A 25,982-nucleotide genomic window follows, 5' to 3' on the forward strand; every position below is an offset into this window, starting at 1 on the left:
TGACACGACAACATCCCTGATGATGTCGCTCCTCGGCCAGCTACAGCGTCGGTTGTCCGGCAGCAGCCCTCAGCAGGCTGACCGAGGGCCGCTCGACCGGGCCAGGGCGTCGAGCAGTTCGGACTCTCGGCCGGCGCTCAGGCCGGCGCGTCGGTCGCGGTGCAGCCCGGCCTGCCGCTCCCAGGCGAGGGTGTCCGCCAGCAGGTCCGGGCGCGGCCGGTGGCGCAGCCCGGCGTCGACCGCCGCCGCGCCGCTGCGCGCCGACCAGCCGGACCAGCCCGGTTCGACAAGCCACATCGGCAGCGACTCCGGGCCCATGTACTGGGCCACGCCCTGGGCCACCAGCCAGTCAGCGTCGACGTCGACCGCCGGGCCGGTGTGCCCGCCGACGGCGCGGCACCGGGCGATCCATTCACCGAAGGGCACCACCGGCCCGACCGCGTTGAACGTGCCGACGGTGCCGGCCGTTGCGCTGTCCAGCAGCCAGGCGGCCAGATCGCGCACGTCGACCACCTGGGTCGGCAGGTCGGGGGTGCGGGGTACCAGCATGGGTGCCTCGGGGTCGCGGGCGGCACGGGCGACCCAGTAGCCGGAGCGATCGGTGTGGTCGCCGGGGCCGCCGATCAGCCCGGCGCGGGCCACCAGCAACCGTTCTCCCACCGTGGTGGCGGAGAACTGCTCGCAGGCAACCTTCGCCTCGCCGTACTCCTCGCGGTCGACCGTGTCACGGATCGTAGCCGGCAGGGTGGCCGCCGACTCGTCGGCGCCAGGCGTGTCGTGGCTGGCGTAGGCGCTGACCGACGAGACGCAACTCCAGTGCCGGGCCCGGTCGCCAAGTGCGCGCAGGGCCTGTCGGACGAAGCCCGGCTGCCACGACACCTCGATGACGGCATCCCAGTCACGGTCACGCAGCGCGTCGTACGCCGTCGGGTCGCTGCGGTCCGCGCGGACGAGAACCGCGCCGTCCGGCACCGCCCCGCTCTCCCCACGGGCCAGGCAGGTGACGGAATGTCCCCGAGCGACGGCCTGCCGGGCCACCTCTTGCCCCAGCCACGCCGTCCCGCCCAGCACCAGTGTCTGCATGGTGCCCAGCCAAGCAGCGGTGGCGCGACGTAGCCAACGGACTCTGCCGTAGGCAGAACACGAGGCCGACGGCGCGGCCCGGCGTTGACCTTCGCCCCGTCCGCGTGGCGCGCGTTCGTCGCTCACCGGGCCGCCCGCAACTACGGGGATGTTGTCGCCTCGCAGCGGCTTGATGCGACAACATCTCTGATGTTGTCGCCTACTCGGCCGTCGCGGCGGATCGGGGCGCGCGATCGAACAACAGGTCGACCGCACGCTGCGCAACGTCACTTCGGGTGCGCTGCTCGTGATCGGCGGCCAGGAAGTGCACGCCGATCGCCATGCAGAAGGCGAGCAGGGCGCGGGCCTCGATTTCCTCCGGGTCCGAATAGAAGGCGCCGATCATCTGGCGTAGCAGCGCCATCCGCCGGTTGTCCACCGCGCGAAGCCGCTCGGCGACCACCTCATCGCGCCGCGCCCAGGCGCGGATCGCGAGGTCGATCGGCAGCAACCGGCTACTCGAGAACGTGAGCACGCCGGCCCGCTGGATCTGGCTGCGCGGGTCGCCACCCTCACGCTGGACGCGCGCGATCACCTCGTCCGTGCTCTCGCGCTCCCACACGTCGAGCATCGCGCGTAGCAGCGTCTCACGGTCGTCGAAGAAGCCGTAGAAGCCGCCCTTGGTGACACCGAGCCGCTTCGCGAGCACCTCGACCCGGACGGCGTCCGGGCCGCCCTCGGCCAAGACCAGCAGGCCCTCCTCGATCCACCTGTCGCGGGGCGTGCGGGTGACAGCCACTGCGTCTCACCTCGTTCTGTTGTGTACACCACCGTATATGGCCGCTACAGTAGCTATATACGGCACCGTATATTACGAATGGAGCTGTCCCCATGACCGTAGGAGCCGCCGTCGCCACCGTCGGGGCCGAACGTCTGCCCGCGTCGGTGCGTACCCTCAGCTCCCTGTCCCGGATCGATTACGCCGACCACTTCGTGCTGCCGACCAACGCCGCCGCGACGGTCGAACAATGGGCCCGCGTGATGTTCGGTGACACACCCGACGCCATCGAGCTGTTTCTGTGGCGGGGCCTGATGGGCCTGCGGCTGAGCCGGACCCCGTCGGCGGACACCGTAGCCGGCTGGCGGATCGGCGAGCAGGGTGACGGATGGATCCGACTCGAGGCTGCTTCTTGGTTCCTGGCCGCCAACCTGGTCGTCCAGGCGTCCGGTGACAGCGTGGCTCTGGGAACATTCCTACGCTACGACCGCTGGCTGGCGCACCTGGTCTGGCCCCCGCTGTCGGTCCTGCATCGCCGGCTCGTGCCCGGCGTTCTGCGCAAGGCGGCGTCCCGGATCGCGGCGGGCAAGGTCTGCAGCGGGGTGTCGACCCGATGACCTCCATGATGGAGCGGCCGACGAACACCGTGACCCTGTCCGCCGGCCCGGTGGAGTATCGGCTGGACCAGCGCGGGGACGCGGTCGTCGTGGTGTTTCACGGTGGTCACATGCGTGCCGGTCTGACCTTGGACGAGCGGGTCTACGCCGAGGCGCACATCTCAGTGCTGGCGCCGTCGCGTCCGGGGTACGGCCGCACCCCCGTCACCACCGGGACAACCGTGCCCGGCTTCGCCGACGTGACCGCCGAGCTGTGCCGGCACCTGGGCTTCCAGCGGGTCACGGCGGCGGTCGGCATCTCCGCGGGCGGGCCGACCGCGGTGGCCTTCGCGGCCCGTCACCCAATCCTGGTGGAGCGGCTGATTCTGCAAGGCGCGTTGGGGCCGCTGCCCTATCCGGACCGCCGCACCCGGCTGTTGGCGCGGCTGATGTTCGCGCCCCGCACCGAGGGCATGACGTGGGGTGGAATGCGGGCTCTGTTGCGCCGCGCGCCGGAACGAGGTCTGCGGCAGTTGCTCGCCGGCCTGGCCACCCTGCCGGCGGATCAGGTGCTGGCCGAGTTGACCCCGGCGCAGCGTACGCAGTTGGTCTGGCTCTTTTCCCGGATGCGCTCCGGCACCGGCTTCCGCAACGACATGCGGCCCCGCGACGACCTCACCGCGCAGGTCACCCAACCGGCCCTGGTGATCGCCAGCCGCCGCGACGGTGCGGTGCCGTTCGCGCACGCCGAGGCCCTGGTCGCCGGGATCTCCGGAGCGGAGCTGCTCGAAAGCCAGGCGGACCATCACTTCTACGAGTTCGCCGCTGACTGGCCGAGCATCACCGCCACGGTGCGCGCCTTCCTGACCACCGACCCGAGATCCTGAGCGGGTCGGCACCAGCGGTGGACGGGTGGTAACGCAGGGTGGCGGCGTTGGTCAGTCCTCATAGTTGTGGTCAGAGCCCCCACGGCGATCCGTTCGTGGAGGCTCTGACCACTGTTGACAGATGGGTACGGCTACCTCACAGGCGCGGGTCCTGCTGGACCTTGAGGGCGTTGAGGATCGGGTCGCGCTCGCCCTTCTCGCGGCGAAGCTCGACCTTCAGATCGCCACCGGCGTGCTCGACGGTGACCGTGTTCACGTCGGCGGTCCGCGCACCCACCTTCGCCTGCACATCGTGGTCGTGCAGCGCGACCTTGCCGTCGACCAGAACATCGAAGGCACGCTTGCCGGGCTTGACCTTCTCGATTTCCGCGAAGTCGAGGGCGATTCGGTACTTCCCGGCGGGGGCGTTCTTGAACACGTAGCTGAACGTCTCGCCGGTCCGCTGGGTGCGGAAAAGTGCATCGTCCTCGGTGCCGGCGATGTCGGCCTTTGTGGCACGCGCCTTGCCGCCGACGTAGCCCCACGGGCGCGAATCGAGCCGCTGGTCGGGCGACCAGACGAAGCCGTCGGTGCCGACGTACCCGGAACCGCCGACGTTGACGCCCTTCCAGTAGGCCGAGGTCGCCACGCGGACCTGCTTGAGCTGGGCCTCGCCCTTGCCGGCGTTCGACGCCACGAGCACGCCGCCGGCGAGCAGGCCGGGCTCGACGTCGGCGTTGTCGGCCGTCGCCGTGACCGTGGTGGACTCGCCGACCGCGAGCTCGACCGTGCCGGTTGCCGCCGCGCCAGTGAGGGTCAGCCACGGCAGGTCGGCGGCCTCGTGTCCGCCGTCGCTGGTGCGCTTCTGCTCGCTGATCCGCACCTCGAGCGGGGCGGAGCCGGTGTTTGTCACGGTCACGTCGGCCGTCGCCTTCTGGTCCCTGTCGAGGAGCCAGTCGAGGTCACCTGCCGTGACGGTGGCGACGCCCGTGGTCAACGCAGTGTTGACCACCTCGGCCTGATCCTTCTCGGCGATGGTCACCGGGTGGCTGACGGTGACGTAGTTCGGCACCGAGACCTGCACGGAGTTCTCGCCGACCAGCGCCTGGGCCTTCCACCGACCCTTCTCGTCGGCCGTGAGGACCCGTTCGCCGCTCGGCCCGTCGAGCGTGACGATCGCCCCCGCGATCGGCTTGCCGTCGTTCGCGTCGGTGACCGTGCCCTCGATCGTGCCCGCGGCCGGGAGGGTGTACTCCAGCCCCAGGCCGGCCTTCAGGATCGGTTCGTTGAAGGAGTACTGGCTCGCGGGGTTGCGCGTCAGGCTCTCCAGGCCGACCGTCGCCGACGCCCCTCGGGTGAGGGGATTCTCTCCGCCGACACCCTCGCCGTACCCGATCTGGACCCGCCCGTCCGCGACCAGGGTGACCGAGAAGCTCACACGAGCCGTCAGGTCACTGTCGAAGGTGACGTTGCGCCATTCGATGATCTGCGCCGCCAGCCCGTCCACCTCGGTCGTACCGAGGTAGATGCCTGCCTGGGCGTCGACGATGAGGTCGTCCCAGAGCGGATAGATCGCGTCGATCGGACTGCGCGACGGCAGGGCCGTGTTGTTTCTCAGGGTGCTGGAGCGGTCGAAGACAAGCGTGCCGTTCGTCGTCACGCACACGCCATCCCAGGCCGTGTCGTAGAACGGGAACAGGAAGCTGGAGTCGAACCACAGCACCCCGCAGACGTCATCGCCGTGCCACCCGGACTCCTTTGTGCCCTGGCGGTAGAGCCCGTCGGTCACCGTCACCGAGTACGAGCGACCGGCGGGGGCCACCGGCACGGGGCCCGGTTCCGGCTGCTCGGGCTGAGGCTCCGGCTCCGCCGTGTCCGCGCGCGGGTCGCGCGTCACCCGCAGCGCGGCAATGGTCGGGGTCCGTAGTCCCTTGGACCCCCGCAGTTCCACGGTCAGCGGACCACCCTCGTGCTGCACGACGGCGGTGCGCCAGTCGGCGGTGTTCGACCCCACGACCGCGGCGGCGTCGTACGCGTACTCCGCCAGCGATCCGTTCACGAGGACGTCGAACACCCGCTTCCCCTTGGCCACCTTCTCGATCTCGGCAAACCCGAGATCGATCGCATAGCTGCCCCTGGGCGCGTTGGGGAAGCGGTAGAACAGCTCCTTCTGCCGCGTGGTGCGCTGCGACTGGAACAGGGCGTCGTCCGTCGTGCCCTCGATCCCGGCCTTCGTGGTGGCGACCTTCGTCTTGCCCTCGTAGCCCCACGCCTTCTTGCCCGCGGCCTGGTCGGCGGACCAGATGTAGCCGGAGGCGTCGGTGAACGAGGTGCCGCCGGCGTTGACGCCGACCTGGTACTTCGTGGTCGTGAGCGTCACCGGGACGTAGGTCTTGGACTGGCGTCCGGAGTTGGACCTGACCACGATGTTCGCGCCGAGGACTCCTGGCTTGGTGTCCTTCGAGGAGATCGAGACCTTGACGGTCGTCGACTCACCCGGGGCGAGGCTGCCGCCGGTCGAGGAGAGCGACAGCCACGGCAGGTCGGTCAACAGGTCGTCCTCGACGTCAACCAGCACGACATCATCGGCGAGTTGGTCCGCCGCCCACAGCGCACCGGTCGCGTCGGTCTCGAGGCCGCCGCCCTGGCGTGGCTTCTGGCCGGGGAACCACCACGCGTTCACCAGCGAGCAGTCGTCGGGGTCGACCTGTAGCAGGCGGGTGGGCCGATTCGAGGTGAAGTCGGTGTACCAGATGGTGTCGGACGTCTGGTTGTAGGCCAAGCCGATCACCTCGGGCAGCGGTGGGGCGCAGAAGGACAGCAGCGCACCCGGGTTGTCGTGCGACGTCCCGGCGACGGTCCCGATCCTGCCGTTCGCCCGGCCGCCGACGTAGAACACGTCCGTCTTCGGGTTGTAGGCGAGTCCGCTCAGTTGCAGCGTCGACCAGTCACCCTTGATCTGCCGGGTCTTCTTCCCGGTCTTCCGGTCGAAGCAGTGGATGTAGCTGGCGGGGCTGTCCTCCATCTGGCACATGTCACCGGTCTTGGTGTCGAGCGCCATGTCGAAAGCCCGGTATGCGGGGTTCCACGACGCGTCGAAGACCTTCCCGGTGGGCTTGCCTGCCACCGTGTAGGCGGTGTTGGTCCGCGCGTTGTAGTCGTGGACCCAGACGTCGCCGTCGTACCCGATGCCGGTGGTCGCCAGGTTTTCGTTCGTGCGTGGGATGGGGATCCGGGTGATGACGTCGCCGCCGGCGGTCGTGCCGACCTTGCCGGCCGCCTGTGCTTCCGCGGTGCTCGACGTCGCCGTCTTGCCGTCGACGTTCGACGGCTTCATGCCGCTCGCACCGGCCTGCCACGCGGTGAGGTCGATCGTGCTGTCCGCGCCCTTCCCGGTGCGCGTGGTGGCGCCCGCGGCGTCGAGGTCGGGGTGGCGCGCGGCCTCGGCCAGGTCATACGTGAGCGGAGCGGAACCGTTGTTGGTAAGCGTCAGCGATCCCACGCCGTTCTGGTCGGTACCCAACAGCGCGTCGAGGCCGTCGGCCTTCAGGCCGGCGACACCCGTGGTCAGCCGTACGTCGATCTTGGCATTCGCGTAGAGCTTGTCGAGGGTGAAGGGGAATGCCGCGCTCGGGTAGTTCGGCTTGTCGACCGTCATGGTGTAGTCGCCGACCGGAAGCTGCCGATGCACGATGCCCGTCCCGTCGGTCGTGACGGTCTCGACGAGCCCGTTCTCGTTCGTGAAAGAGACCTTGGCCCCGGCCACCGGCAGCCCGTCGTTCTGGTCGACGACGGTCGCGTCGAGGTACCCGAAGTCAGGCATGTCGTAGGTGACGATCATCCCGTCGTGCAGCACCGGGGCGTTGTCGGAGAAACGGATGCCGTCGACGCCGGCCCAGCCCTGCATGCCGGTGATGGTGCGGACGCCGGCGGTCACCGGGTCGTCGGTTCCGACGCCGTCGCCGTACCCGAAGATCACGGTGCCCGAGCGGGTCAGCGTGGCCGAAAAGTTGACCGGCTCCGTGTACTCCGACCGGATCGGATAGGCCCAGATCCTGGCGTTGCGGAACTCGACGACGAACGCGTCCTCACCGCCGACGTTGGTGGCTGCCGTGAAGACGCCCCCGCCGGGGGCGAACTGGACGGGGGATTGAACGTAGAACGGGAATACGCCCGCACCGCCGGTGCCGGGTCCGCTGATGCCCGGAGAAACCACGCCGCGCAGGCTGACATCGAGGGTGTCGTGACTGCCGTTGTAGAGCGCGACCGGGAACGGCAGCTGTACCGTCGCCCACACGCCACTGGTGAACGCGACCGGGTCGGTGCCGCGCAGGTACTCGCCCTCGGAGACGGCGCAGCTGTAGCCGCCCCCGTCGACGACGAGCCCGACGGGAATCTCCCGCGACTCGTTCTGCGCGCCGACGGTCAGCGGGACGGTCGTGGGCGAGAAGCAGGCGTTGGGCTTGACGTTGAGCGTGTACCCGCCCTCGGGGACAGCGGTGATCGTGAACGCGCCGTTGGCATCGGTGCGTACCGGCTTCAGCGGGGTGTCCTTGACGGAGACGTCGGCGTTCGGGACGGGCTGTTTCTTCTCGTCGACGACCCTGCCGCTGATGTCGTGCCTCGCGGCGGCCGTGAGTGGCAGCTTGATGGAGGTGTCCTGGCCGAGGGTGATCGTGACGTCTGCGGTCGCGGTCAGGTAGCCGAAGGCCTTGGTACTGAGCTGGTAGTCGCCGACCGGCAGGTTCGTGGTGAACCGACCGTCCTTGTCGGTTCCGATCGACCGGCTGAACGACCCGCTGATCGTCACCTCGGCGGCGGGGACCGGGGCACCGTCGGCGGTGACGACACCGGTGAGGGTGCCGCCGTTACGGGGCGCGAGCTCGATCAGGCGGACGAGGTCGAGCCGGCCCTCGCCGTACTTGTTGTTGAAGTCGGCGGTGCCGCCGCACTCGGTGTCGTCGACGTCGACGGCCGACTCGGCGAGCAGGCGGCGGGTCTGCTCGACCTGTCCGATGAGGGTCGGCTCGTAGCTCCACAGCGCCGCGACGGAGCCGGCGACGTGGGGTGCCGCCATCGAGGTGCCGGACAGTTGGGCGTAGCTGTTGTTCGGGTAGGACGACCGGACGCCGTCGCCCGGAGCGGAGATCTCGGGCTTGATCCGGCCACCCTCACCCTCGCCCTTGCGGGAGAACGACGCGAGCGTGCCGTCCGACCGGGAGGCGCCCACGGAGTAGGCACTCGCGGCGGCTCCGGGCGAGGAGACGGTGTCGCAGGCCGCGTACGGCGCGGTGTTGCCCGATGACCAGACGCTGAAGATGCCCGCGGCGCTCCAGGCCCCGTCGATGGCCTGGAAGAAGTCGTCGAAGCTGTGCTCGAGCGACTGGCCCCACGAGTTGTTGATGACGTGCGGGCGCTTGGACGGGTCGGGGTTGTCACCGTGGACGTCGGTCGGGGCGAGCAGCCACCAGCCGGACCGCAGCAGCGACTCGACGCCGGTGCTGTCGCAGCAGCCGTCTGTCGCGATCCACCGCGCGTCCGGGGCGACGCCGACGTGGTTGGTGCCGTCGTCGCCGACCATGGTGCCCATGGTGTGCGTGCCGTGTCCGTCGTCGTCGCAGGGGGTACCCGTGCACGTGCCCCGGGTGGCCATCCAGTTGTAGTTGTGGTCGAAGGTGCCGTCGGGCTTCGTGCCGCGGTACTGGTGCATCAGGGCGGGGTGGTCGAATTGGACGCCCGTGTCGATGTTGGACACGGTGATACCCGCACCGGTGGCGCCCATGGCCCACGCCTGGGGGGCCCGGATGGCGTCCAGACCCCACGTGGAGGTGCCTTCCTCGGCGGCGGCCTTCGGGTCGGCGGGGCGGGCAGCCTGGTCGGCTGGGCCCTTCTCGTCGACGGGCTCGATCAGCGCGACCTGCGGCGTCGCCTGGATCTCGGCGACCTGCTTCTTCGTGGCCACGTCCAGGGCGAGCTTTTCGCTGCCCCCCTTGACGAGCACCGTGTTGACGATCGGGTAGGAGGTGTATTCGACGCCTGCCCGGTCGAGTTCGGCGGAGACGGAATCCAGGGCGTCCTTCGCCGCTGTGGCCAGCGCGTCGTAGACGAACTGACCGCGAGCGTTCCAGTCGGTGACTTTCTTCGCCGGCTCAAGGTCGGCTGCGGTGCCGAACGTGATCCAGAAGTCGGAAGCCGGAGCCGTGCGGAACCGGTCCTTCAGGTCTGAGGCGATCTTGCTGGCGGCGGCGCCTGGATCCGGCTCGGCGGCGGACGCCGGTGCTGCCTGGATCATGCTCAGGCCGACTGCTGCGGCCAGCGAAGCCGCTAGGGCTTTGAGTTTCATGTGGATCCTTCGGCCTACAGGGGTTGGTAGGGGTCGTGGTTCTCGTGGTCGTCGCCACCGTCGGCGTCGTGGGCGTCGGGGGCGCTGACGCGCGGCTCGCGGGGCAGCTCGGTTGGTGGCGGGTGCTCGATGGCGGCATCGTCACGCGCGGATGGTTGCTCAGGCATGCATTGCCATAGGGCTATGGATCATGGAGCCATGCTCGGGTGGACCGAGTGGCCGTCGCTATCCAGCGGATACGTCAATTTTCACGACGGGGCGTCGAGGGAGTCCTCTTCGGCGAACACTCCAGCCTCGACTGCCTTGACCGCGAGCGCGGTCCGGGAGGTCACCTTCAGCTTGCGCATCGCCGCACGCAGCTGTTGATCCACCGTGGCCGGGGACTTGGCCAGGATCCGGCTGATCTCCCGGTTGGTCTTGCCGGCGACAACCAGTTGAACCACGTCAAGCTCGCGCGGTGAGAGCTGGTCGCCGTACCCTCGTCGGCCACCGCGCCACAGTCGCGGAACCTCGGCACCGTGTTCGCGAAGCCGCTGTGCCACACGGTCTGCGTCGCCGCGGGCCCCGAGCCTAAACAGTTGCTCGTACTGTGCGGCCAGCAGCTCTCGGCCGTGTTCGATCTGGCCTTGCGCGATGAGTGCCTCGGCCTGACGTTCCCGAGCGAGCATGGCGTCGTAGGGGCGCGGCAATGCGCTCCAGGCGCGCGCCGCCCGATCGTATGCCGCCGCCGTGCGGGCGTGGTCTCCGGTCGCGGCGAGCAGCAGGGCACGGCATACGGCGAGCGCGGCGCGGGGCGCAGGCGCCGTTCGGCCCCGCAGTCCCCTGGCGAGCTGGTCGCCCAGGCGGGTCGCGGTCGTGAGGTCGCCAGCGGCAAGGTGCGCCTCGATCCGGGCGGGAACGAGGTCCGTCGCCCAGATCCAGATGCCTTTTCTCCGGACGGTGTCCATCGGCTCGTTCGTGACCTGCAGCGCCCGGCCGCTGTTTCCGTCCGTCAGCCACAGTCTGGCCAGCGCGGCGGCGGCCTCCATCGTGTCGTCGGCTGCGCCGAGACGGGCGGCCTCTTCGAGAACCAGGCGGAACTGCTCCTCCGCGGCACGCCGCCGTCCGGCTGCGGCTGCCAGCCGCGCCGCGAGCCGGATACTGCCGAGGTAGTGCGCCGGCCGGTCGCGGTCGGCGTCGGCGAGTGCCGCGCTCTGTTCCGCGAGACCCTCCCACCGGCCGGTGAGCCACGCCAGGTTGGCCTGTTCGAGTCGGACGTTGTGCTGCAACCGGGACGCCTGCTCGACCTCGGCAAGGCGGATGGCCACGGCGAGGTGTTCCGCCGCGTCGGCGTACCGACCCCAGATCAGAGCGCCCGTCCCGACATTCGTGTGGATGCGGGCCACGTCGAGACGCTCTGCCGAGGCCGCACCGTCGATGGGTAATGCAGCAACGACGTCCCAGGCCTCCTCTTCGCCGAGCATGAGCAACGCCGCAGCTCGGTTGCCGGCCAGGTTCAGCCGCTCGGCGGGAGAGTCGACTTCGGTGGTGAGTTCGGCGGCGCGATCAAGCCAACGCCGATGAGTCGACGCCGGCCACGGTCCCGCATAGGCCCATCCGAGGTAGGTCATCGCCCGAGCCGCCTCGACCGGGTCATGGTCGAGGTTTGCCACCGCCTGCTCCAGCTCGCTGAGTGCGGCCTGCGCCTCACCCCCGCGGATCAGGAGCCGACCCAGGGGGTTGCGGATCTCGGCCTGCTGGCGGGCGGAGAGGCCGGGGGTCTCCAGCACCGAGCGCAGGGTACGGATCACGCGGTGGTAGACCTCGTCGACCGGTTCGCGACGGCCCAGTGCGGCCACTCCGGCGATGCGCGCGACCCGGGTCCGATCTACCGGCGGCAGTACGGCATACCTCAACAGATCGACAAGCAAGTCGACCGCCTTGGTGTGGTCACCCGAGGCCATGGCCCGCTCGGCACCCTGTTCGGCGTATCGCGCCCAGCGCCGGGTTTCGCCCGCCTCCCGGAAGTGGTGGGCAAGGCGTGCTACCGGCTGCGGATGGATGTTCTCCAGGGCGCGGCCGGCCAGCAGGTGGAAGTGTCTACGGTCGGTCAACGGGATCGCTTCATAGACAGCCGTGGCGGCCAGCACATGCCGGAACCGCCACTGGCCGCGGTCGTCTGCGTCCAGGACGCCGGCGTCGGCCGCCTCCGCGATGGCGCCCTGACACGCGGCGGGTGGCAGGCCGGCGGTCGCCGCGATCGTGGCCACCGATGACCGTTCAGCCAACGTGGCCGCGGCCCGCAACACCTGCTGCGCCGTCGGCGACAGACGACCCACCCGCTCCCGGGTGGAGTCGCGCACCGTTGGCGGCACCCGTAGCTCGCGCAGCTTCAGCCGGACCCACTGCCCGTCGCGGAAGACGAGGTCGGCACGGTCGCACGCGAGGCGCACCGACTCCTCCAGCGCCAGCGGAACGCCACCGGTCCGCTCGTGCATGAACGTCGCGAACTCGTGCGATACCGGGTTGCCGTCCAGCATCGAGGACACCAGCGCTGCCGTGTCGTCGGGTCGCATCGGCGCCAGGGCGATCCTCAGCTGGGTCACGCCGGCAGGCAACCGGGACGTCAGCCGCAACAACAGCGACCCGTCGCCCACCTCCTCGGGCCGGTAGGAGATCACGAGGCTTGGCCCGTCCGTTTGCTGCCGAGAGGCGACGAACAGCAGAAACTCCAAGGTCACCTCGTCGGCCCAGTGAGCGTCCTCGAGCACGAGAACGTCGACCCGCAGCGCCCCCAGCAGCTCGTCCAGGGCGCGGAACAGGCGATGCCGTGCCGCCTTCGCGTCGTCCAGGGGTTGCAGTGCGGGCGGCAGGTCCGAGGACCATTCAGGGAACAGGGGCCGTAACGCACCCGCAAGCGCGGTGAGCGGCAATCGCGACACCGGAGTGTCGACCCCACGGAACGCGTCGACGATCGGTCCCAGGGTCAGCGACTCGCGAAGCGGTGGGCACACCGAGACCAAGGCGGTGCGCTGGTCCGGCGCCGCCAACCATTCGCGCAGCAGCCGGCTCTTCCCGATCCCCGCCTCGCCCTCCACCAGCACGATCGCCGGTGGCCGGGCCACGGCACCCCGCAGCGCCGCCATCTCCCGATCGCGACCCACGAAGGCCGGCGTAGCAACAGTCGGCGAAGTCCCGTCGTCCTCGGGTGAGGGGTCGAGCATGCGTGATGATCTCGCTTTTGGCTGCTCGGGCACAAGTGCCATCGCGGCGAATCCCGTTGCGGATCCTCAGCCGGAGTGCCGGATCAGGTAGCGCTCTGCGCGCACCCAGTTGGCCTCGCCGATGCGCGATGCCCGGATGGGAGGACCGAGAAAACGCCCCAGGGCGAATACGATGCTCTCTCCGCAGGACTTCACTCGTGGCGGCCGGTGCGATCTCATCCTCGACTGTGCGCCCGGCCGGCGCCGCGCCCGTGGCATGGTCCGCAGACTGAGGGGAAGGCATGATGTCCAGGGTTGTCGTTCGGGCCATCGCCGTGTCCGGTGCGGTCGCCGCCGTCGTCGCGGCCTTCGGCCTGCCCTGGGCCTGGTACGGGGACCGGGCCGTACGTCTGACCGAGTTCCCGGGATGGGCCGGGTACGCCAGCGCGGCCGTGCTGCTCAACGTGCTCACCGGGTGGGCGGTCGTCCAGCCGGGCCGTCGCGGCTGGCTGCCGCTGGTGGCCGGTGGGCTCGGTGTCGTCACGGTCGTGGCCGCCGTCGTTGTCATGACCAACTACGCCGACGTGTTCCTCGGCCCGGTCGTCCCCGCGGTCCGCCCGGTGCTCGGACCTGGCGGACCGGTCGCGGTGTTGGCGGGGCTCGCCAGCCTGGCCGCCGTGGCCGGCTCGCAGTATCCGCGGTTCAGTCGCTCCAATTGACCCGGGGCGGTAGGGCGAGGAAGTCGGCGTACCGGTGCAGCGCCTGCTCGACCTGCTTGCGGCGGACCGCGTCGAGGTCGGCCAGCGGGTGCACGGTCAGGGTGACGCGGGTCTTGGCCAGGCTGCGTTTCCAGGTGCCGACCACTCGGCCACCGACCACGACGGTGGCCTGGAAGACACCGTTTCCGCCGGGGATGATGGCCTGCTTGTGCTCCGGGGCGAGCATCAGCGCGCGGTCCTTGTAGCCGAGCAGGTATTCGTCGAAGCCGGGCAGGGCCAGCACGTCGTCCACCTCGGCGCGGGGTGCGTCCAGCAGCGGCGTGTGCAGCACCGCCTCGACGCCGTCGACCAGGACGGTGGTCAGGTCGGCACCGGCGGCGGCGATGCCGCGCTTGGCGTCGGCGGCGGTCAGGCCCGTCCAGCCGGCGAAGTCCTGCCGGGTGGTGGGACCGTGGCTGCGGAAGTAGCGCAGCGCCAGGGTGGCCAGCGCCTCGTCGCGGTCGAGCTGTCGCTGGCCGGGTGCCCACTCGTCGAGCAGGGTGAAGGTCTGCTCGGTGCCGACGTTGGGGGCGATGCAGGTGACACCGCGTTGGGCCGCGTACCACAGCAGGTGGTAGCCGCGCTGGCCGGCGCCGTCGATGCCGGCCGCGACAAGCGCGGCGACGCACTCGGCGCGGGTCAGTCGGCCGCCGCCGGCGAGCGTCTCGCCCAGCACGTCGGCCGCCCGGTCCGCCTCCGCCTCCGACAGGCCGAGGAATTCACGTCGCCTCGCCGCCCCGGCGAGCGCGCGTACGCCGGTCAGCTCCAGCAGCCAGCGGGCGTCGCGGGCCGGCACCAGGTGGATGGTGCCGCGCATCGGCCAGGTCCGTAGGGCCTCCCGGTGCTCCAGTGCGGCGTGCACGTCGGCGTGGGTGGACCCGGGTAGCCGTACGCCCAGCGACCACATGCCGCTGGCCAGGTCCTGTGCCTGCATCGCACCGAACCACTCCACCACGTCGGCCACATTGGTCGGCGGGACGATGGTGGGGTGGGGGCGCAGCAGGAGGCTCGTCATCCGTAGCGCGAGGGCCTCGGAACCGCTGAGCGCGCTCGTATCGGGGAGTGCCACGACGTCGGCCGCCTTCCTGCCGGAACCCATGTCGACGGCAGCATAGGCGCGGCCACCGACAACACGGCCGGCCCGGTGGACCGAGCGGTTCCCCTGATCGCGCTACGCCAGCGCCGTTGGTGGCGGAGCGCGATCCCCCGTTCAGGCGACCGGTGCGGGGCGGCGACGGAATCGCCGGCACCGGTGCCATCAGGATGACGTTTTCCTACCTGGCCGAGAACTGTGTTCCGCGCAACTTGCGGATATCTTGAGCAAAGCCGGGCGGTGCTCGCGCTCAGCCCCGGCGGGGCGGCGGCACCCGGACGGCGGCCATACCCGCCGCGGTCGCGGCCTCGATGCCCAGGTCCGCGTCCTCGAAGACCAGGCAGGACCTCGGCGGTACGCCGAGCAGTTCGGCGGCGCGCAGGAACGGCTCCGGGTCGGGCTTGGGGCGGGTGTAGTCGCCGGCGCAGACCAGCAGGTCGAACCGGTCGCGGATGCCCAGCGCGTCCAGCGAGGCGGTCACGGCCTGCCGGGTGCTTCCGGAGACCACCGCGAACGGGATGCGTCCGTGCGCGTCGTCGATGTGCCGCAGCACCCCGGGGATGCCGGTGGCGGTGGGCAGTAGCTGCTGGAAACGCGTCTCCCGGTGCGCGACGACCGTCTCCACCGGCATGTCCAGGCCGTGTTGTTCGTTGAGGGCGACGACGATGTCCGCGGTCGGTCGCCCGGCCCAGGCGTAGAAGAGGTCCTCGGGGAAGGCACAGCCCCACAGGTCGAGGGTGTCCCGCCAGGCGGTGTAGTGCTGGGGCATCGAGTCGACGATCGTGCCGTCGCAGTCGAACAGGTACGCCTGGAACTCGCCGGTCGGCAGGGGCAGCATCACCGGCCCAGGCTATCCGGCGGCACGCGACGTCCGGCCTGCCGGCTCAGAGCCGTCGGTACATCACCAGCAGGTCGACGTAGCCGTCCGTGGGATGTCGGAAGCCGTCCGGGATCCGTCCCACCACCTCGAAGCCGAGCCAGCGCCACAGCGCCACCGCGCGGGTGTTGACCGCCACCACCGCGTTGAACTGCATCGCCCGGTAGCCGCCGGCGCGGGCCAGGTCCAGCACGTGCTCGCCGAGGGCCCGCCCGATCCCACGCCCGGCCGCCGCCGGAGCGACCATGAAGCTGGCGTTGGCGACGTGCGCCCCGGGACCGAGCTGGTTGGGGGTCAGCTTCGCCGAGCCGAGGACCGTGCCGTCCCGGTCGACCGCGACCACGGTGCGGCCGGGCGGGGGCACCAGCCACATCCGCCGGGCCCGTGCCTCGTCGACGTCCCGGGGCCAGGTGTACGTCTCACCCGCGGCGACGATCTGCCGCAGGAACGGCCAGATGCCGGGCCAGTCGTCGGCGGTCGCGATCCTGATCTCCATCACCGGACAGCCTGCCAGCACGCCGCCGGTGCCGGCCACCGGAAAACCACCGGTCTGGTGGCCCCGGTCCGCAGCGGGCCGGCGGCCATCACGACGATGCGGTGAACGCCGCTTCCGTCGACCGGTGGACACCGCCCGGTGTTTGTCGGCGCAACCATCGGGTAGTCGCCGAAGCTGATCCCGAGAAGGAAGGACGAGCGATGGCGGCACAGGTCAAGGTGGCAGTGATCTACTACAGCGCGACTGGCATCACCTACCAGATGGCGCTGGCGGCAGCGGAGGCGGCCGGTGAGGCGGGTGCGGAGGTGCGGCTGCGCAAGGTACGCGAGCTGGCACCGGACGAGGCGATCCGCTCCAACTCGGGATGGGAGGCGCACCGGTTGGAGACCCAGGACGTGGAGGAGGCGCAGCTCGACGACCTCAGCTGGGCGGATGTGGTGATCTTCGGTTCGCCGACCCGCTACGGACTGGTCGCCGCCCAGCTCAAGCAGTTCATCGACACCACCGGCCCGTTGTGGGCGCAGGGTGCGCTGGCCAACAAGGTCTACTCGGGCTTCACCTCCACGGCCACCGAGCACGGCGGGCAGGAGTCGACCCTGCTGTCGCTGTTCCACGTCTTCTACCACTGGGGCGGGATCGTGGTCACCCCCGGGTACACCGAGCCGAGCCAGTTCACCGCCGGCAACCCGTACGGCGCCTCGCACACCAGCAACAACGGCGAGACCGCGCCCGACCACGTCGCGCTGGGGGCGACCGCGCTGACCGCCAAGCGGGCGGTCAGCATCAGTGCGGCGCTCAAGCAGGGTCTGGCCGCCTGAGCGGTCCGGTACGACCGGACCGACGGTCCGGGCGGGGGCTCTCAGACCCGCCCGGACCGTCGGCCGTCCACAGCGCTACCCGGGATCGGGGCGGCTATGCCTGCACCGCCGGGGACAACTCACCGGCCGGGGCCGGCAGCAGGTCGCGCAGCAGGTCGGTCAGGACCGCCACCCCGTCCGGGCTGAGCACCGACTCGGGGTGGAACTGCACCCCGGCGAAACCGCGCCCGCGCAGCGCGTGCACCGCGCCGTCGGCCTCGTCGCGGGCCAGCTCCACCGGTCCGTACGGGCCGTCGTGGTGGTCGGTGGTGGCGCGGGCGGTGAAGGTGGCGTAGAAGCCGACCCGGCGGGGTGTGCCGAAGATGGGGACCGTGCGTTGCAGCCCTTGGTAGGGCGCGTCCCGACGGTGCACGGGCAGCCCGAGCAGACCGGCGAGAAGCTGGTGGCCGAGACAGACGGCGAGCGTCGGGTGCCCGGCGTCCAGCAGGTGCGTGAGCAGGGTGCGCAGCCTGGTCATCTTCTCCGTGTCACCGCCCGGGTCGCCGGGGCCCGGGCCGACCACCACCAGGTCGTACGCCCCGAAGTGTTGCTCGTCGTGCCACGGCCGGACGGTCACCGACAGCCCGAGGGCGCCGAGCTGATGGGCAAGCATCCCGGTGAAGGTGTCCTCCCCGTCGACGATGAGGGCCCGGCGTCCGGCCAGGGCGGGCAGGGCCAGGGCGCCCGGTGGCCGCTGGTCCAGCCAGAACCGGGCCAGCGGTGCGTTGCGGGCGGCGAGGGCGGCGCGTACCTGCGGGTCGTCGGCGAGCCGGTGCGTCGAGTGCGGCCCGGCCGGTGCCTGCGGGCCGAGACCGAGGGCGGCCAGCACGCCGGCGGCCTTGGCGTGGGTCTCGGCGACCTCGGCGGCGGGGGTGGAGTGGCGGACCAGGGTCGCACCGACCGGTACCCGCAGCTCACCGGTGGGGGAGATCTCGGCGGTACGGATCAGGATGGGCGCGTCGAGGGTCTGCCGGCCCGTCTCGTCGTGACCGAGCAGGGCCAGCACCCCGGAGTAGTACCGGCGTCCGGTGCGTTCGTGCCGAGCGATCACCCGGCAGGCGTTCTCCATCGGACTGCCGGTCACCGTCGGCGCGAACATCGTCTCCCGCAGCACCTCGCGGACGTCCTTCGAGCCCTGTCCGGCCAGCAGGTACTCCGTGTGCGCCAGGTGCGACATCTCCTTCAGGTACGGCCCGACGACCTGCCCACCCCGCTCGGCGACGGTGGCCATCATCTTCAACTCCTCGTCGAGGACCATGTACAGCTCCTCGGTCTCCTTGGTGTCGGCGAGGAAGCGCAGCAGCGCGGCTCGGTCGGCGCCGGCACCGGTGTGCCGGAAGGTGCCGCTGATCGGATTCATCATCACCAGACCGTCGTCGACACTGACGTGCCGCTCCGGGCTGGCACCGACCAGGGTGCGTGCCCCGGTGTGCACCACGAACGTCCAGTACGCTCCGCGCTCCCGGGTCAGCAGCGAGCGCAACGCGGCCAGCGCGGCGGTCAGCGGGGCGCCCTGCACCTGGGCGCGCAGGGTGCGGTGGATGACGAAGTTGGCGCCCTCGCCGTGGCCGATCTCGTCGGCCAGCACCCGGGCCACGATGTCGGCGTACTCGTCGTCGCTGATGTCGAAGGCGGCGCCGCTGGTGCGTACCGGGGCGGTCGGCAGCGCCGCCAGCACGCCGGCCAGCGGTAGCCGGTGGCGGTGGTCGATGCGCAGGCATTCCAGCGGTACCCCGTCGTCGACACAGGCGAAGCCCCGCTCGGCGACCTGCCGGTACGGCACCAGGGCCAGCGTCGCCGGGCCGGGGGAGGCGGCGGGCAGGGGGATGTCGGCGAGCCGGTCGACGGTCGTCACGGTGCCGGTGAACAGGTCGAGATGCTCGGTGCCCTCGCGGTGTAACAGGGCGAACGGGCCGGGGTCGAGGCCGGCGGCGAGCGCGTTGAGCAGGTCGGTGAGCTGGTGCATCGGTCTCCTCGGGCCGGGTGACCACCGTCGGGGGCGGCCCGGGAACCGGGACATGACCGGCGGCCGCCTCGTCGGGCGGCCGCGTGGGTGAAGCTACGCGCGGGGGAGGGCCGCCGGGTCGGCGGGCCACCAGCAGGTCAATCGCGCGAGCATGGGAACACTCTACGCGTCGGACGGTCGGCGTGGAAGCCGATCGGCGGACCCGGTGCGCGGCAGCGTTGTGGCGTCGCGATCACCGGGTACGTTGACCGGCGATGAAGATTCTCGCGCTGGACCTGGGCACCTCGTCGGTGCGTGGGCTCGTGCTGGACGGCGCGCAACCGTTGCCGGGGGCGCTGGCTCGTCGCCGCATGCTGGTCACCGTCGACGACGAGGGCGCCGGCACCCTGGACGCCCGTGACTACCTGGCCTGCCTGATCGAGTGCCTGGACGAGCTGCACGGGCAGGGGTGGCTGGACGGGGTGGAGCTGGTGGCGATCAGCGGCCAGTGGCACTCGGTGGTGCCGTTGGGCACCGACGACGAGCCGCTCGGCCCAGTGCTGACCTGGCTGGACACCCGGCCCGAACCGTCGGCCACGGCGGTCGGCCCGGCCGACCCGGACGCCTTCCACCAGCGCACCGGCACCTGGTGGCACCGCTGCTACTGGTCGGTGCGGCTGCCCTGGCTGCGGGCCCGCGCCGGGGACCGGGTGGCCCGGTTCACCGGGCTGGTCGAGTACGTGCTCGGCGGGCTGCTCGCCGAGGCGCCGATGTCGATGTCCCAGGCGTCCGGCACCGGCCTGCTGGACCTGCACACCCTGGATTGGGACCCGGAGGCCTGCGCGCTGGCCGGTAGCGACGGTGCGGACCTTCCCGAACTGGCCCCCCGCGGCTGGCACGGTGGGCTGCGCGCCGAGTACGGCCGGCGGTGGCCGGCTCTGGCCCGGGCCCGGTGGGCGCCACCGCTCGGTGACGGTGCCGCCTCCAACGTCGGCTCCGGCTGCGTCGACCCGGCCCGGGCGGCGGTGACCGTGGGCACGTCCTCGGCGGTGCGGCTGTTGCAGCGGATGTCGACGCCCGCCGAGTCGACCGTTCTGCCGCATCGGTTGTGGCGCTACCGCGTCGACCACGACCATGTGGTGACCGGGGCCGCGTACTCCTCGGGCGGGAACCTGTTCGCCTGGGCGGACCGGGAGCTGCGGCTGCCGACCGGCCGGGCGCTGGAGGAGGCGCTGGCTCTGTTGCCGCCCGACGGCGGCCTGCCGGCCAACGTCCGCTTCGGCGGTGACCGTCCGCCGGGCATTCGCCCTGCCGGGCTGGGCGAGCTGCGGGGGCTGGGCTTCGGCACCACCGCGGTGGAGATGCTGGCCGGGCTCATGTACGGGGTGTGCCAGCAGGTCGTCGACGACCTGGTGGTGCTGGAGTCCACGGTGGGTCGGCCGGTCGAGGTGGTCCTCGGCGGCGGTGCGATAGCCGCCTCGACCTGGTGGCGGCAGGCGTTCGCGGCGGTGCTGGCCCCCCGGCCGGTGCACTTCGCGCGGCACCCGGAGATCGGTGCCACCGGCGCAGCGCTGGTGGCCACCGGCCGGATCGCCGATGCCGTGGTGGTGGCCGACATCGGCCGGACGGATGATCAAGACTCGGCGACCTCGGCATAGGGTGGCGACCAGCAGTACCCTTCCTTAACCGTTCATAAGGGCAGGGCGTTGACACTGCTCTCGGGCCTGGTTGGATGGACCGCGCTCCCCGGACCGCGGCGGACGCGTGGGGGAGGAGGAGCGGGTGGGTGTAGGACCGGAGCAGGCGCACGGGGTGTCGCAGCACCGCCGGCGTCGGTTCGACGTCCGGGTGGTACCCCACCGGCGTCGCTCCGCCCTGCGCCTGCAGGACTGGCGGATGCGTACCAAGCTGGCCACGGTGCTGGTCATTCCGTCGGTCGCCTTCCTGGTGCTGGCGGGCGTGCAGACCCAGAGCCTGGTCAGCCGCGCCAGCGTGCTGGGTGACTTCGCCGCCCAGGTCGGCATCGGACGCGAGATCACCGCGTTGACCCACCGGTTGCAGCTGGAGCGCGACCGTACGGCCGGGGAGCTGCCCGCGCTGCGTGCGGCCACCGACGAGGAGGCGAGCGAGGAGCGGCTGGCAGTGTTGCAGCCCTACCGCGAGGCCGCCGACCAGGCGGCGGCGGAACTGCGTGCGGCGGCCGAGCCGTTGGCCGAGGCGGACGCCTCGTGGCGGGACGTCTACGTGGTGGCGTCGCAGGCGTACCAGCAGGTCGGCTACATCCGGAACACGCTGACCACGGTGGTGCTCAGCGACGACACCATCATCGGTAACTACCACCGGGCGATCGACGCGCTGCTGAATCTGCTCGCCCAGCCGACGCCCGGCGCCGACCGGCCGGAACTGGCCGATGCGGTGCTGCGGTACGTGCAGTTCGCCCGGGCGAAGGAACTCTCCTCCCGGGTCCGGGCGGAGCTGTACTCGGCGGCCCGGGTCGGCAGCTACGACTCCGAGGACGCGGCCCAGTTGCCCGACCTGCGGGCGCGGCAGCTGACCGCCCTCGGCGCGTTCCGGATCGCGGCGACGAGCGCACAGGTCACCCGCTACGACGAGATGAGCCTGGATCCGGCCTTCATCGCCGCCTCCCGGATGGAGGAGCAGGCGCTGTCGCAGGGCACGTCCGGGTCGTCGGTGCTGGACGCGGAGCAGTGGTGGACGGCCAGCGAGGCCCGCCACGAGCTGTTGCAGAGCTTCGAGGCGGACGTGTTGTCGGCCTCGGCGGGGCAGGCCGACGACGCGAGCGAGACCCAGTTGCGGGAGACGCTGCTGGTCGTCGGCGTGATCATCACGGTTCTGCTGGTGGCGGTGCTGATCTCGGTGCTGATCGGTCGGTCGTTGGCCCGGTCGATCCGGCTGCTGCGTTCGCAGGCGCTGCGGATCGCGCAGATCGAACTGCCCGAGGCGCTGGCCCGGCTGCGGTCGGTCTCCGGCGGCGTACCGCCGATCGACGTCTCGCCGGCCGTGGTGCGGTCGCTCGACGAGATCGGTGAACTGGCCGAGGCGTTCGTCGCGGTACACCGCAGCGCCGTCGGGGTGGCGGTCGACCAGGCGAACATGCGCCGCAACGTCAACGCGATGTTCATCAACCTCGCCCGACGCAGCCAGGTACTGGTGGAGCGGCAGCTGGAGCTGCTCGACGACCTGGAGCGCGAGGAGGGCGACCCCGAGCAGCTGGAGAACCTGTTCAAGCTGGATCACCTCGCCGCCCGGATGCGCCGTAACGACGAGAGCCTGCTGGTGCTCGCCGGCACCGAGTCGACCCGCCGGTGGAACCGGCCGATCGGGCTGAGCGCGGTGCTGCTCGCGGCCAGCGCCGAGATCGAGCAGTACCAGCGGGTGCGGCACGAGGCGGTGGCGGACCTGCACGTGGTCGGGCACGCGGTGGGTGAGCTGGTGCACCTGCTCGCCGAGCTGCTGGAGAACGCGACCGCCTTCTCCCGTCCGGACACCATCGTGCAGGTGATGGCCCGGGTGGAGGGGACCGGGGCGGTGATCGAGATCGCCGACCAGGGCCTCGGTATGAGCGCGACGGCACTGGCGGAGGCGAACGGGGTGCTGGCCGCCCCGCCGGCCGCGGACGTCGCGACGGTCGAGCGGATGGGTTTGTTCGTGGTCAGTCACCTCGCCGCTCGGCACGGCATCGAGGTGCGGTTGCACGGCGGTGCCGGTGGGCTGGTGGCCCGGGTACGGCTGCCGCGTCCGTTGCTCGCGGCGGCGCCGCCGCCGAGCCTGGACCCGGTGCCGGCGCCGCGTGGGCTGCCCGGCGCGACGCCTCGCCCGGTCACCCCGGCCGACCCGGGGCTGGCGGATCTGCCGGTGGCCGGACGGCGTCCGACCACGGTGCCCCGTCAGGCCCACCCGGTACCGGTACGCGCCGAGGACGTGCTCGCCCCCGCCGTCGCACCGGCCAGTGGAGGGAGCGGCTGGTGGTCGCGGGAGGGCCCCTCGTCGGTCGTACCCGCGGTCGGTGCCGGCGCACCGGCACCGCCGGCCGTGCCGGTGACCGCCGGGACGAACGAGCGGGGCCTGCCGGTGCGGGTGCCGATGGCGCAGCTCAGTGCGGTGACCCAGCCGGCCCGTCCGGGGCAGCAGCCGGCGGCCCGCAACGAACCGGACCCGGAAGCCGTCGGTGGGATGTTGTCCAGGTTGTACAGCGGGGTACGGCGGGCCGAGGCTGAGGAGACCACCGAGATACCCGTGCCACCGCTCGGGGCGTGGAGCGAAGGAGGACGGAAGTGACGGGGATGTCGCAGGAGGCTCGCGACCTGAGCTGGCTGGTCAGCGCGTTCGCGGAGCGGGTGCCCGGGGTGGCGCACGCGGTGGTGGTCTCCTCCGACGGGCTGTTGGTCGCGATATCCGACCACCTGCCACGGGACCACGCCGACAAGCTCGCCGCGGTGACCTCGGGACTGATGAGCATCACCGCCGGTGCCGCCCAGATGTTCGACGGGGACGTGGTCAAGCAGACCGTGGTGGAGATGGGGCGGGGCTATTTCCTGGTGATGCAGGTACGCGACGGCTCCATCCTGGCCACCCTGGCGGCGGCGGACGCCGACATCGGCGTGGTGGGCTACGAGATGGCCCGGCTGGCCAAGCAGGCCGGCGAGATGCTGACCCCGGCCCTGCGCGCCGAGCTTCAGCAGGCACTGCCCCGCTGAGCCGTCGGCTTGCCGGCCGGCCGATTGGTCTCACCGTGGCATCCGCGACGCGTTCACCCTGGCGAACGGCGTCACCGGGTACCAGCCGGCGCGGACCGGCGTTCTGCCGATGTCGGCCGGCGTGAAGGCGTTTTGGGAGCGCAGCACGGTGAGCGCCTGGTCGAGTGGGGCGAACCGGAAGTCGTAGATCATGAGCCGGCCGCCGGGCCGGAGGACCCGGGCCAGCTCGGTGGCGGCCGCGGCGAGGTCGGGCCAGTGGTGCAGGCTCAGCGTCGAGACGACCACCTCGACGCTGCCGTCGGGATGGGGCAGGTCCGCCACGTCGGCGATCTGGAACCGGACGCGGTGGCCCAGTGAGCGGCTCGTCGCTGCCTGCTCGGCCACCTGGATCATGTGCGGCGACGGGTCGACACCGGTCAGCGTGAGGTCGGGGCGGCGGTCGGCGAGTTCGTGCAGCAGCCGCCCCGGACCGGTGCCGATGTCCAGGATCATCGCCGACTGCGGTGCGACCGCCGCGACGTCGGCGGCGACCCTTCGATACAGGCCGCGTAGCGCCCAGCGCGACATCCGGTCGTAGGAGACGCTGCGACGCCGGTCGAAGCCGGTGTGGCGGGAGGGATGGACGACGGCGTGCAGCCGTTTGGCGAGCGACATTGCTTTCTCCTGCGGCACGTTCGATCCGGACTGTTGCCGGATGCTTGACATCACGGGCCACGGTGCATCTTCATGTCGACATGAAGTCAAGGCGGGAGATGGCCATCGGTGAGCTGGCGGCGATGTACGGGCTGGCCCCCCACGTGCTGCGGCACTGGGAGCAGATGGGGCTGCTCACACCGGCCAGGGATCCCGGTGGACGGCGGGTGTACGGCTCGGTCGACGCCACCCGGGTCGCCCTCGTCCTGCTGGCCAAGGAGGCGGGGCTGACGCTGGACCAGACCCGCTACCTGCTCACCGAGGCGGCCGACAAGCAGGCGCGGGTGGCCCTGTACCAGCGGCACGGTGACCTGCTGCGCAGCCGGATCGCGGCGGCTCAGGAGTCGTTGGCCGTCATCGAGCACGCGGCGTCTTGCGACGCCGAGGACATCACCGTCTGTCCCCGGCTGCGGGAGAAGGTGGCCGCCCGTCTGCCGGCCGGGTTACGGCACGACGGTGAGGCGTGGCCGACGCTAGCGTAGGCCGAGGGTGGTGGGGCGGGAGGCGACCCACCAGGCGACGGTGGCGGCCACGGCGACGACGCCGCTGAACAGGAACGGCGCCTCGATGCCGGCTCGCGCGGCCAGCGCACCACCGGCCAGCGCACCCAGCGCGGTGCAGCTGTAGGTGACCAGCCGGGAGGCGGCGATGACCCGACCGAGCAGCCCGCCCGGCACCAGTCGTTGGCGTACCGACAGCGCGGCGACGTTGAGCACGGCGAACGCGGCGCTGGTGGTGACCACCACGACCACCGCGACGGCGCGGTGCCCGACGACGGCCAGCAGGACCGGTACGCCGGCGGTGACGGCCATGGACCAGGTCAACACGGACCGGTGCTGGAAGCGGGCGACGAGACGGTCGGCGGCGAACGAGCCGATCAGTCCACCGGCCGCGCCGGTGGCCAGCAGCAGGCCGAAACCGAACGCGCCGAGGCCGAGGGCGTCGCGGGCGTAGAGCACGAAGATCGCGAACCAGGCGGTGTCCGCGGCGGCCACGGCGGCGGTGACGAGCACCAGGGTGCGTAGCATCGGCTGGCGGACGAGCCAGCGCAGGCCGGCCAGGACCCCGTGGCCGTCGGTGGCCGGCGCGGCGTCGCTGGTGTCCGGGGTGGCCCGGTGCGCCAGGGTCAGCGGCAGGGAGAGCACGAGCATCACCGCCAGGGCCAGGGTGGCTCCGTTGACGGCGAACGGGATGGCGGCACCGAGCACGAACAGCAGGGCACCCACCGGTGGACCGACGAACTCGTTGCCGACGATCTCCCCGGCGACCAGGCGCCCGTTGGCCTTTTCCAGCTGCGCGTCGGTGACGAGCCTGGGTACGGCGGTCTGGGCGGCGGTGTCCCGGATGGTCTCGCCGACGCCGAGCAGGAACGCGGCGGCGACGACGAGCGCGATGGTGGCCCAGCCCAGGGCGACGGTGGTGGCCAGCGCGGCCAGCACGACGACGCGGCCGGTGTCGGCGGCGGCGAGCAGCGTGCGAGCCCCTCGGCGGTCGGCAAGGGCACCGGCGAGCAGCCCGGAGACGAGCCACGGCAGGAACTGGGCGGCGGCGACGGCAGCGACGGCCAGCGGGTCGTCGGTGAGTGCGGCGGCCAGCAGCGGGAAGGCGGCCACCCGGATGCCGTCGCCGAGGTTGGCCAGCGCGGCGGCGCTCCAGAAGGTCCAGAACGGCCGGCCCAGACGGTGGCGATCACGCATGCGGAGATGGTACGTGCCTCG

At 71.4% G+C, this 25,982-nt stretch carries 19 protein-coding genes; 8 read left to right on the forward strand and 11 right to left on the reverse strand.

The genetic code is table 11. The features are described from left to right. Positions 1-69: 69 nt before the first annotated feature. Positions 70-1,083, reverse strand: a complete 1,014-nt coding sequence (locus AB0J93_RS21515) for a reductase (RefSeq protein ID WP_363924091.1) — start codon at positions 1,081-1,083, stop codon at positions 70-72. 199 nt (positions 1,084-1,282) lie between these two features. Beyond that, positions 1,283-1,861 carry a TetR/AcrR family transcriptional regulator gene (locus AB0J93_RS21520; RefSeq protein ID WP_363924092.1) on the reverse strand — a complete coding sequence of 193 codons (579 nt, stop codon included), beginning with the start codon at positions 1,859-1,861 and terminating at the stop codon, positions 1,283-1,285. 92 nt (positions 1,862-1,953) lie between these two features. On the opposite strand from AB0J93_RS21520, the gene AB0J93_RS21525 reads away from it, so the two are divergent. After that, a complete protein-coding gene (locus tag AB0J93_RS21525; protein WP_363924093.1) occupies positions 1,954-2,457 on the forward strand; it encodes a hypothetical protein in 504 nt (167 codons plus the stop codon). Then, positions 2,454-3,323 (forward strand): alpha/beta hydrolase, encoded by an 870-nt coding sequence (locus tag AB0J93_RS21530; RefSeq protein ID WP_363924094.1) that lies wholly within the window; start codon positions 2,454-2,456, stop codon positions 3,321-3,323. Before AB0J93_RS21525 ends, AB0J93_RS21530 begins: the two co-directional genes overlap by 4 nt. 136 nt (positions 3,324-3,459) lie before the next feature. Here the strand turns inward: AB0J93_RS21530 and AB0J93_RS21535 are convergent, their stop codons facing one another. The 3 genes from AB0J93_RS21535 to AB0J93_RS21545 all read right to left on the reverse strand — a co-directional run bounded on the left by AB0J93_RS21535 (position 3,460) and on the right by AB0J93_RS21545 (position 12,788). After that, on the reverse strand, positions 3,460-9,645 hold the full coding sequence (locus AB0J93_RS21535; RefSeq protein WP_363924095.1) for a S8 family serine peptidase: 6,186 nt from the start codon (positions 9,643-9,645) through the stop codon (positions 3,460-3,462). Positions 9,646-9,659: 14 nt separating this feature from the next. Beyond that, complete coding sequence (locus AB0J93_RS21540; protein ID WP_363924096.1) at positions 9,660-9,812, reverse strand: hypothetical protein; 153 nt, start codon at positions 9,810-9,812, stop codon at positions 9,660-9,662. 81 nt (positions 9,813-9,893) lie between these two features. After that, positions 9,894-12,788 carry an AAA family ATPase gene (locus tag AB0J93_RS21545; protein WP_363924097.1) on the reverse strand — a complete coding sequence of 965 codons (2,895 nt, stop codon included), beginning with the start codon at positions 12,786-12,788 and terminating at the stop codon, positions 9,894-9,896. Between the two features lie 344 nt (positions 12,789-13,132). Here AB0J93_RS21545 and AB0J93_RS21550 point away from each other — a divergent pair, with 344 nt between their 5' ends. Further along, positions 13,133-13,546 carry a hypothetical protein gene (locus tag AB0J93_RS21550; protein WP_363924098.1) on the forward strand — a complete coding sequence of 138 codons (414 nt, stop codon included), beginning with the start codon at positions 13,133-13,135 and terminating at the stop codon, positions 13,544-13,546. Here the strand turns inward: AB0J93_RS21550 and AB0J93_RS21555 are convergent. From AB0J93_RS21555 to AB0J93_RS21565, 3 genes are all read right to left on the reverse strand, one after another. Further along, positions 13,530-14,684: a winged helix DNA-binding domain-containing protein gene (locus tag AB0J93_RS21555; RefSeq protein WP_363924100.1), complete on the reverse strand. Its 1,155-nt coding sequence runs from the start codon at positions 14,682-14,684 to the stop codon at positions 13,530-13,532. The two genes, AB0J93_RS21550 and AB0J93_RS21555, sit on opposite strands and share 17 nt — an antisense overlap. Positions 14,685-14,928: 244 nt before the next feature. Then, positions 14,929-15,519: an HAD-IA family hydrolase gene (locus tag AB0J93_RS21560; RefSeq protein ID WP_363924101.1), complete on the reverse strand. Its 591-nt coding sequence runs from the start codon at positions 15,517-15,519 to the stop codon at positions 14,929-14,931. A gap of 43 nt (positions 15,520-15,562) precedes the next feature. After that, positions 15,563-16,051 (reverse strand): GNAT family N-acetyltransferase, encoded by a 489-nt coding sequence (locus AB0J93_RS21565; RefSeq protein ID WP_363924102.1) that lies wholly within the window; start codon positions 16,049-16,051, stop codon positions 15,563-15,565. 200 nt (positions 16,052-16,251) lie between these two features. On the opposite strand from AB0J93_RS21565, the gene wrbA reads away from it, so the two are divergent. Further along, positions 16,252-16,869: an NAD(P)H:quinone oxidoreductase gene (wrbA, locus tag AB0J93_RS21570; protein WP_363924103.1), complete on the forward strand. Its 618-nt coding sequence runs from the start codon at positions 16,252-16,254 to the stop codon at positions 16,867-16,869. A gap of 94 nt (positions 16,870-16,963) precedes the next feature. Here the strand turns inward: wrbA and AB0J93_RS21575 are convergent, their stop codons facing one another. Beyond that, on the reverse strand, positions 16,964-18,874 hold the full coding sequence (locus AB0J93_RS21575) for an anthranilate synthase family protein (RefSeq protein ID WP_363924104.1): 1,911 nt from the start codon (positions 18,872-18,874) through the stop codon (positions 16,964-16,966). Between the two features lie 254 nt (positions 18,875-19,128). Between AB0J93_RS21575 and AB0J93_RS21580 the strand changes: the two genes are divergently transcribed. The 3 genes from AB0J93_RS21580 to AB0J93_RS21590 all read left to right on the forward strand — a co-directional run bounded on the left by AB0J93_RS21580 (position 19,129) and on the right by AB0J93_RS21590 (position 23,571). After that, positions 19,129-20,511: an FGGY family carbohydrate kinase gene (locus AB0J93_RS21580; protein ID WP_363924105.1), complete on the forward strand. Its 1,383-nt coding sequence runs from the start codon at positions 19,129-19,131 to the stop codon at positions 20,509-20,511. Positions 20,512-20,635: 124 nt separating this feature from the next. Next, on the forward strand, positions 20,636-23,152 hold the full coding sequence (locus AB0J93_RS21585; RefSeq protein ID WP_363924106.1) for a nitrate- and nitrite sensing domain-containing protein: 2,517 nt from the start codon (positions 20,636-20,638) through the stop codon (positions 23,150-23,152). Between the two features lie 5 nt (positions 23,153-23,157). Continuing rightward, complete coding sequence (locus tag AB0J93_RS21590) at positions 23,158-23,571, forward strand: roadblock/LC7 domain-containing protein (RefSeq protein WP_155218583.1); 414 nt, start codon at positions 23,158-23,160, stop codon at positions 23,569-23,571. A gap of 30 nt (positions 23,572-23,601) precedes the next feature. On the opposite strand, the gene AB0J93_RS21595 is transcribed toward AB0J93_RS21590, so the two are convergent. Beyond that, a complete protein-coding gene (locus tag AB0J93_RS21595) occupies positions 23,602-24,276 on the reverse strand; it encodes a class I SAM-dependent methyltransferase (protein WP_363924107.1) in 675 nt (224 codons plus the stop codon). A 29-nt stretch (positions 24,277-24,305) separates the two neighbouring features. On the opposite strand from AB0J93_RS21595, the gene AB0J93_RS21600 reads away from it, so the two are divergent. After that, entirely contained in the window at positions 24,306-24,746 is a 441-nt protein-coding gene (locus AB0J93_RS21600) for a MerR family transcriptional regulator (RefSeq protein WP_363924108.1), read from the forward strand. Here the strand turns inward: AB0J93_RS21600 and AB0J93_RS21605 are convergent. Further along, on the reverse strand, positions 24,738-25,961 hold the full coding sequence (locus AB0J93_RS21605) for an MFS transporter (RefSeq protein ID WP_363924109.1): 1,224 nt from the start codon (positions 25,959-25,961) through the stop codon (positions 24,738-24,740). The genes AB0J93_RS21600 and AB0J93_RS21605 overlap by 9 nt on opposite strands. Positions 25,962-25,982: the final 21 nt, after the last annotated feature.

The sequence above is a fragment of the Micromonospora sp. NPDC049374 genome (assembly GCF_040677165.1).
Classification (GTDB): Bacteria; Actinomycetota; Actinomycetes; order Mycobacteriales; family Micromonosporaceae; genus Micromonospora.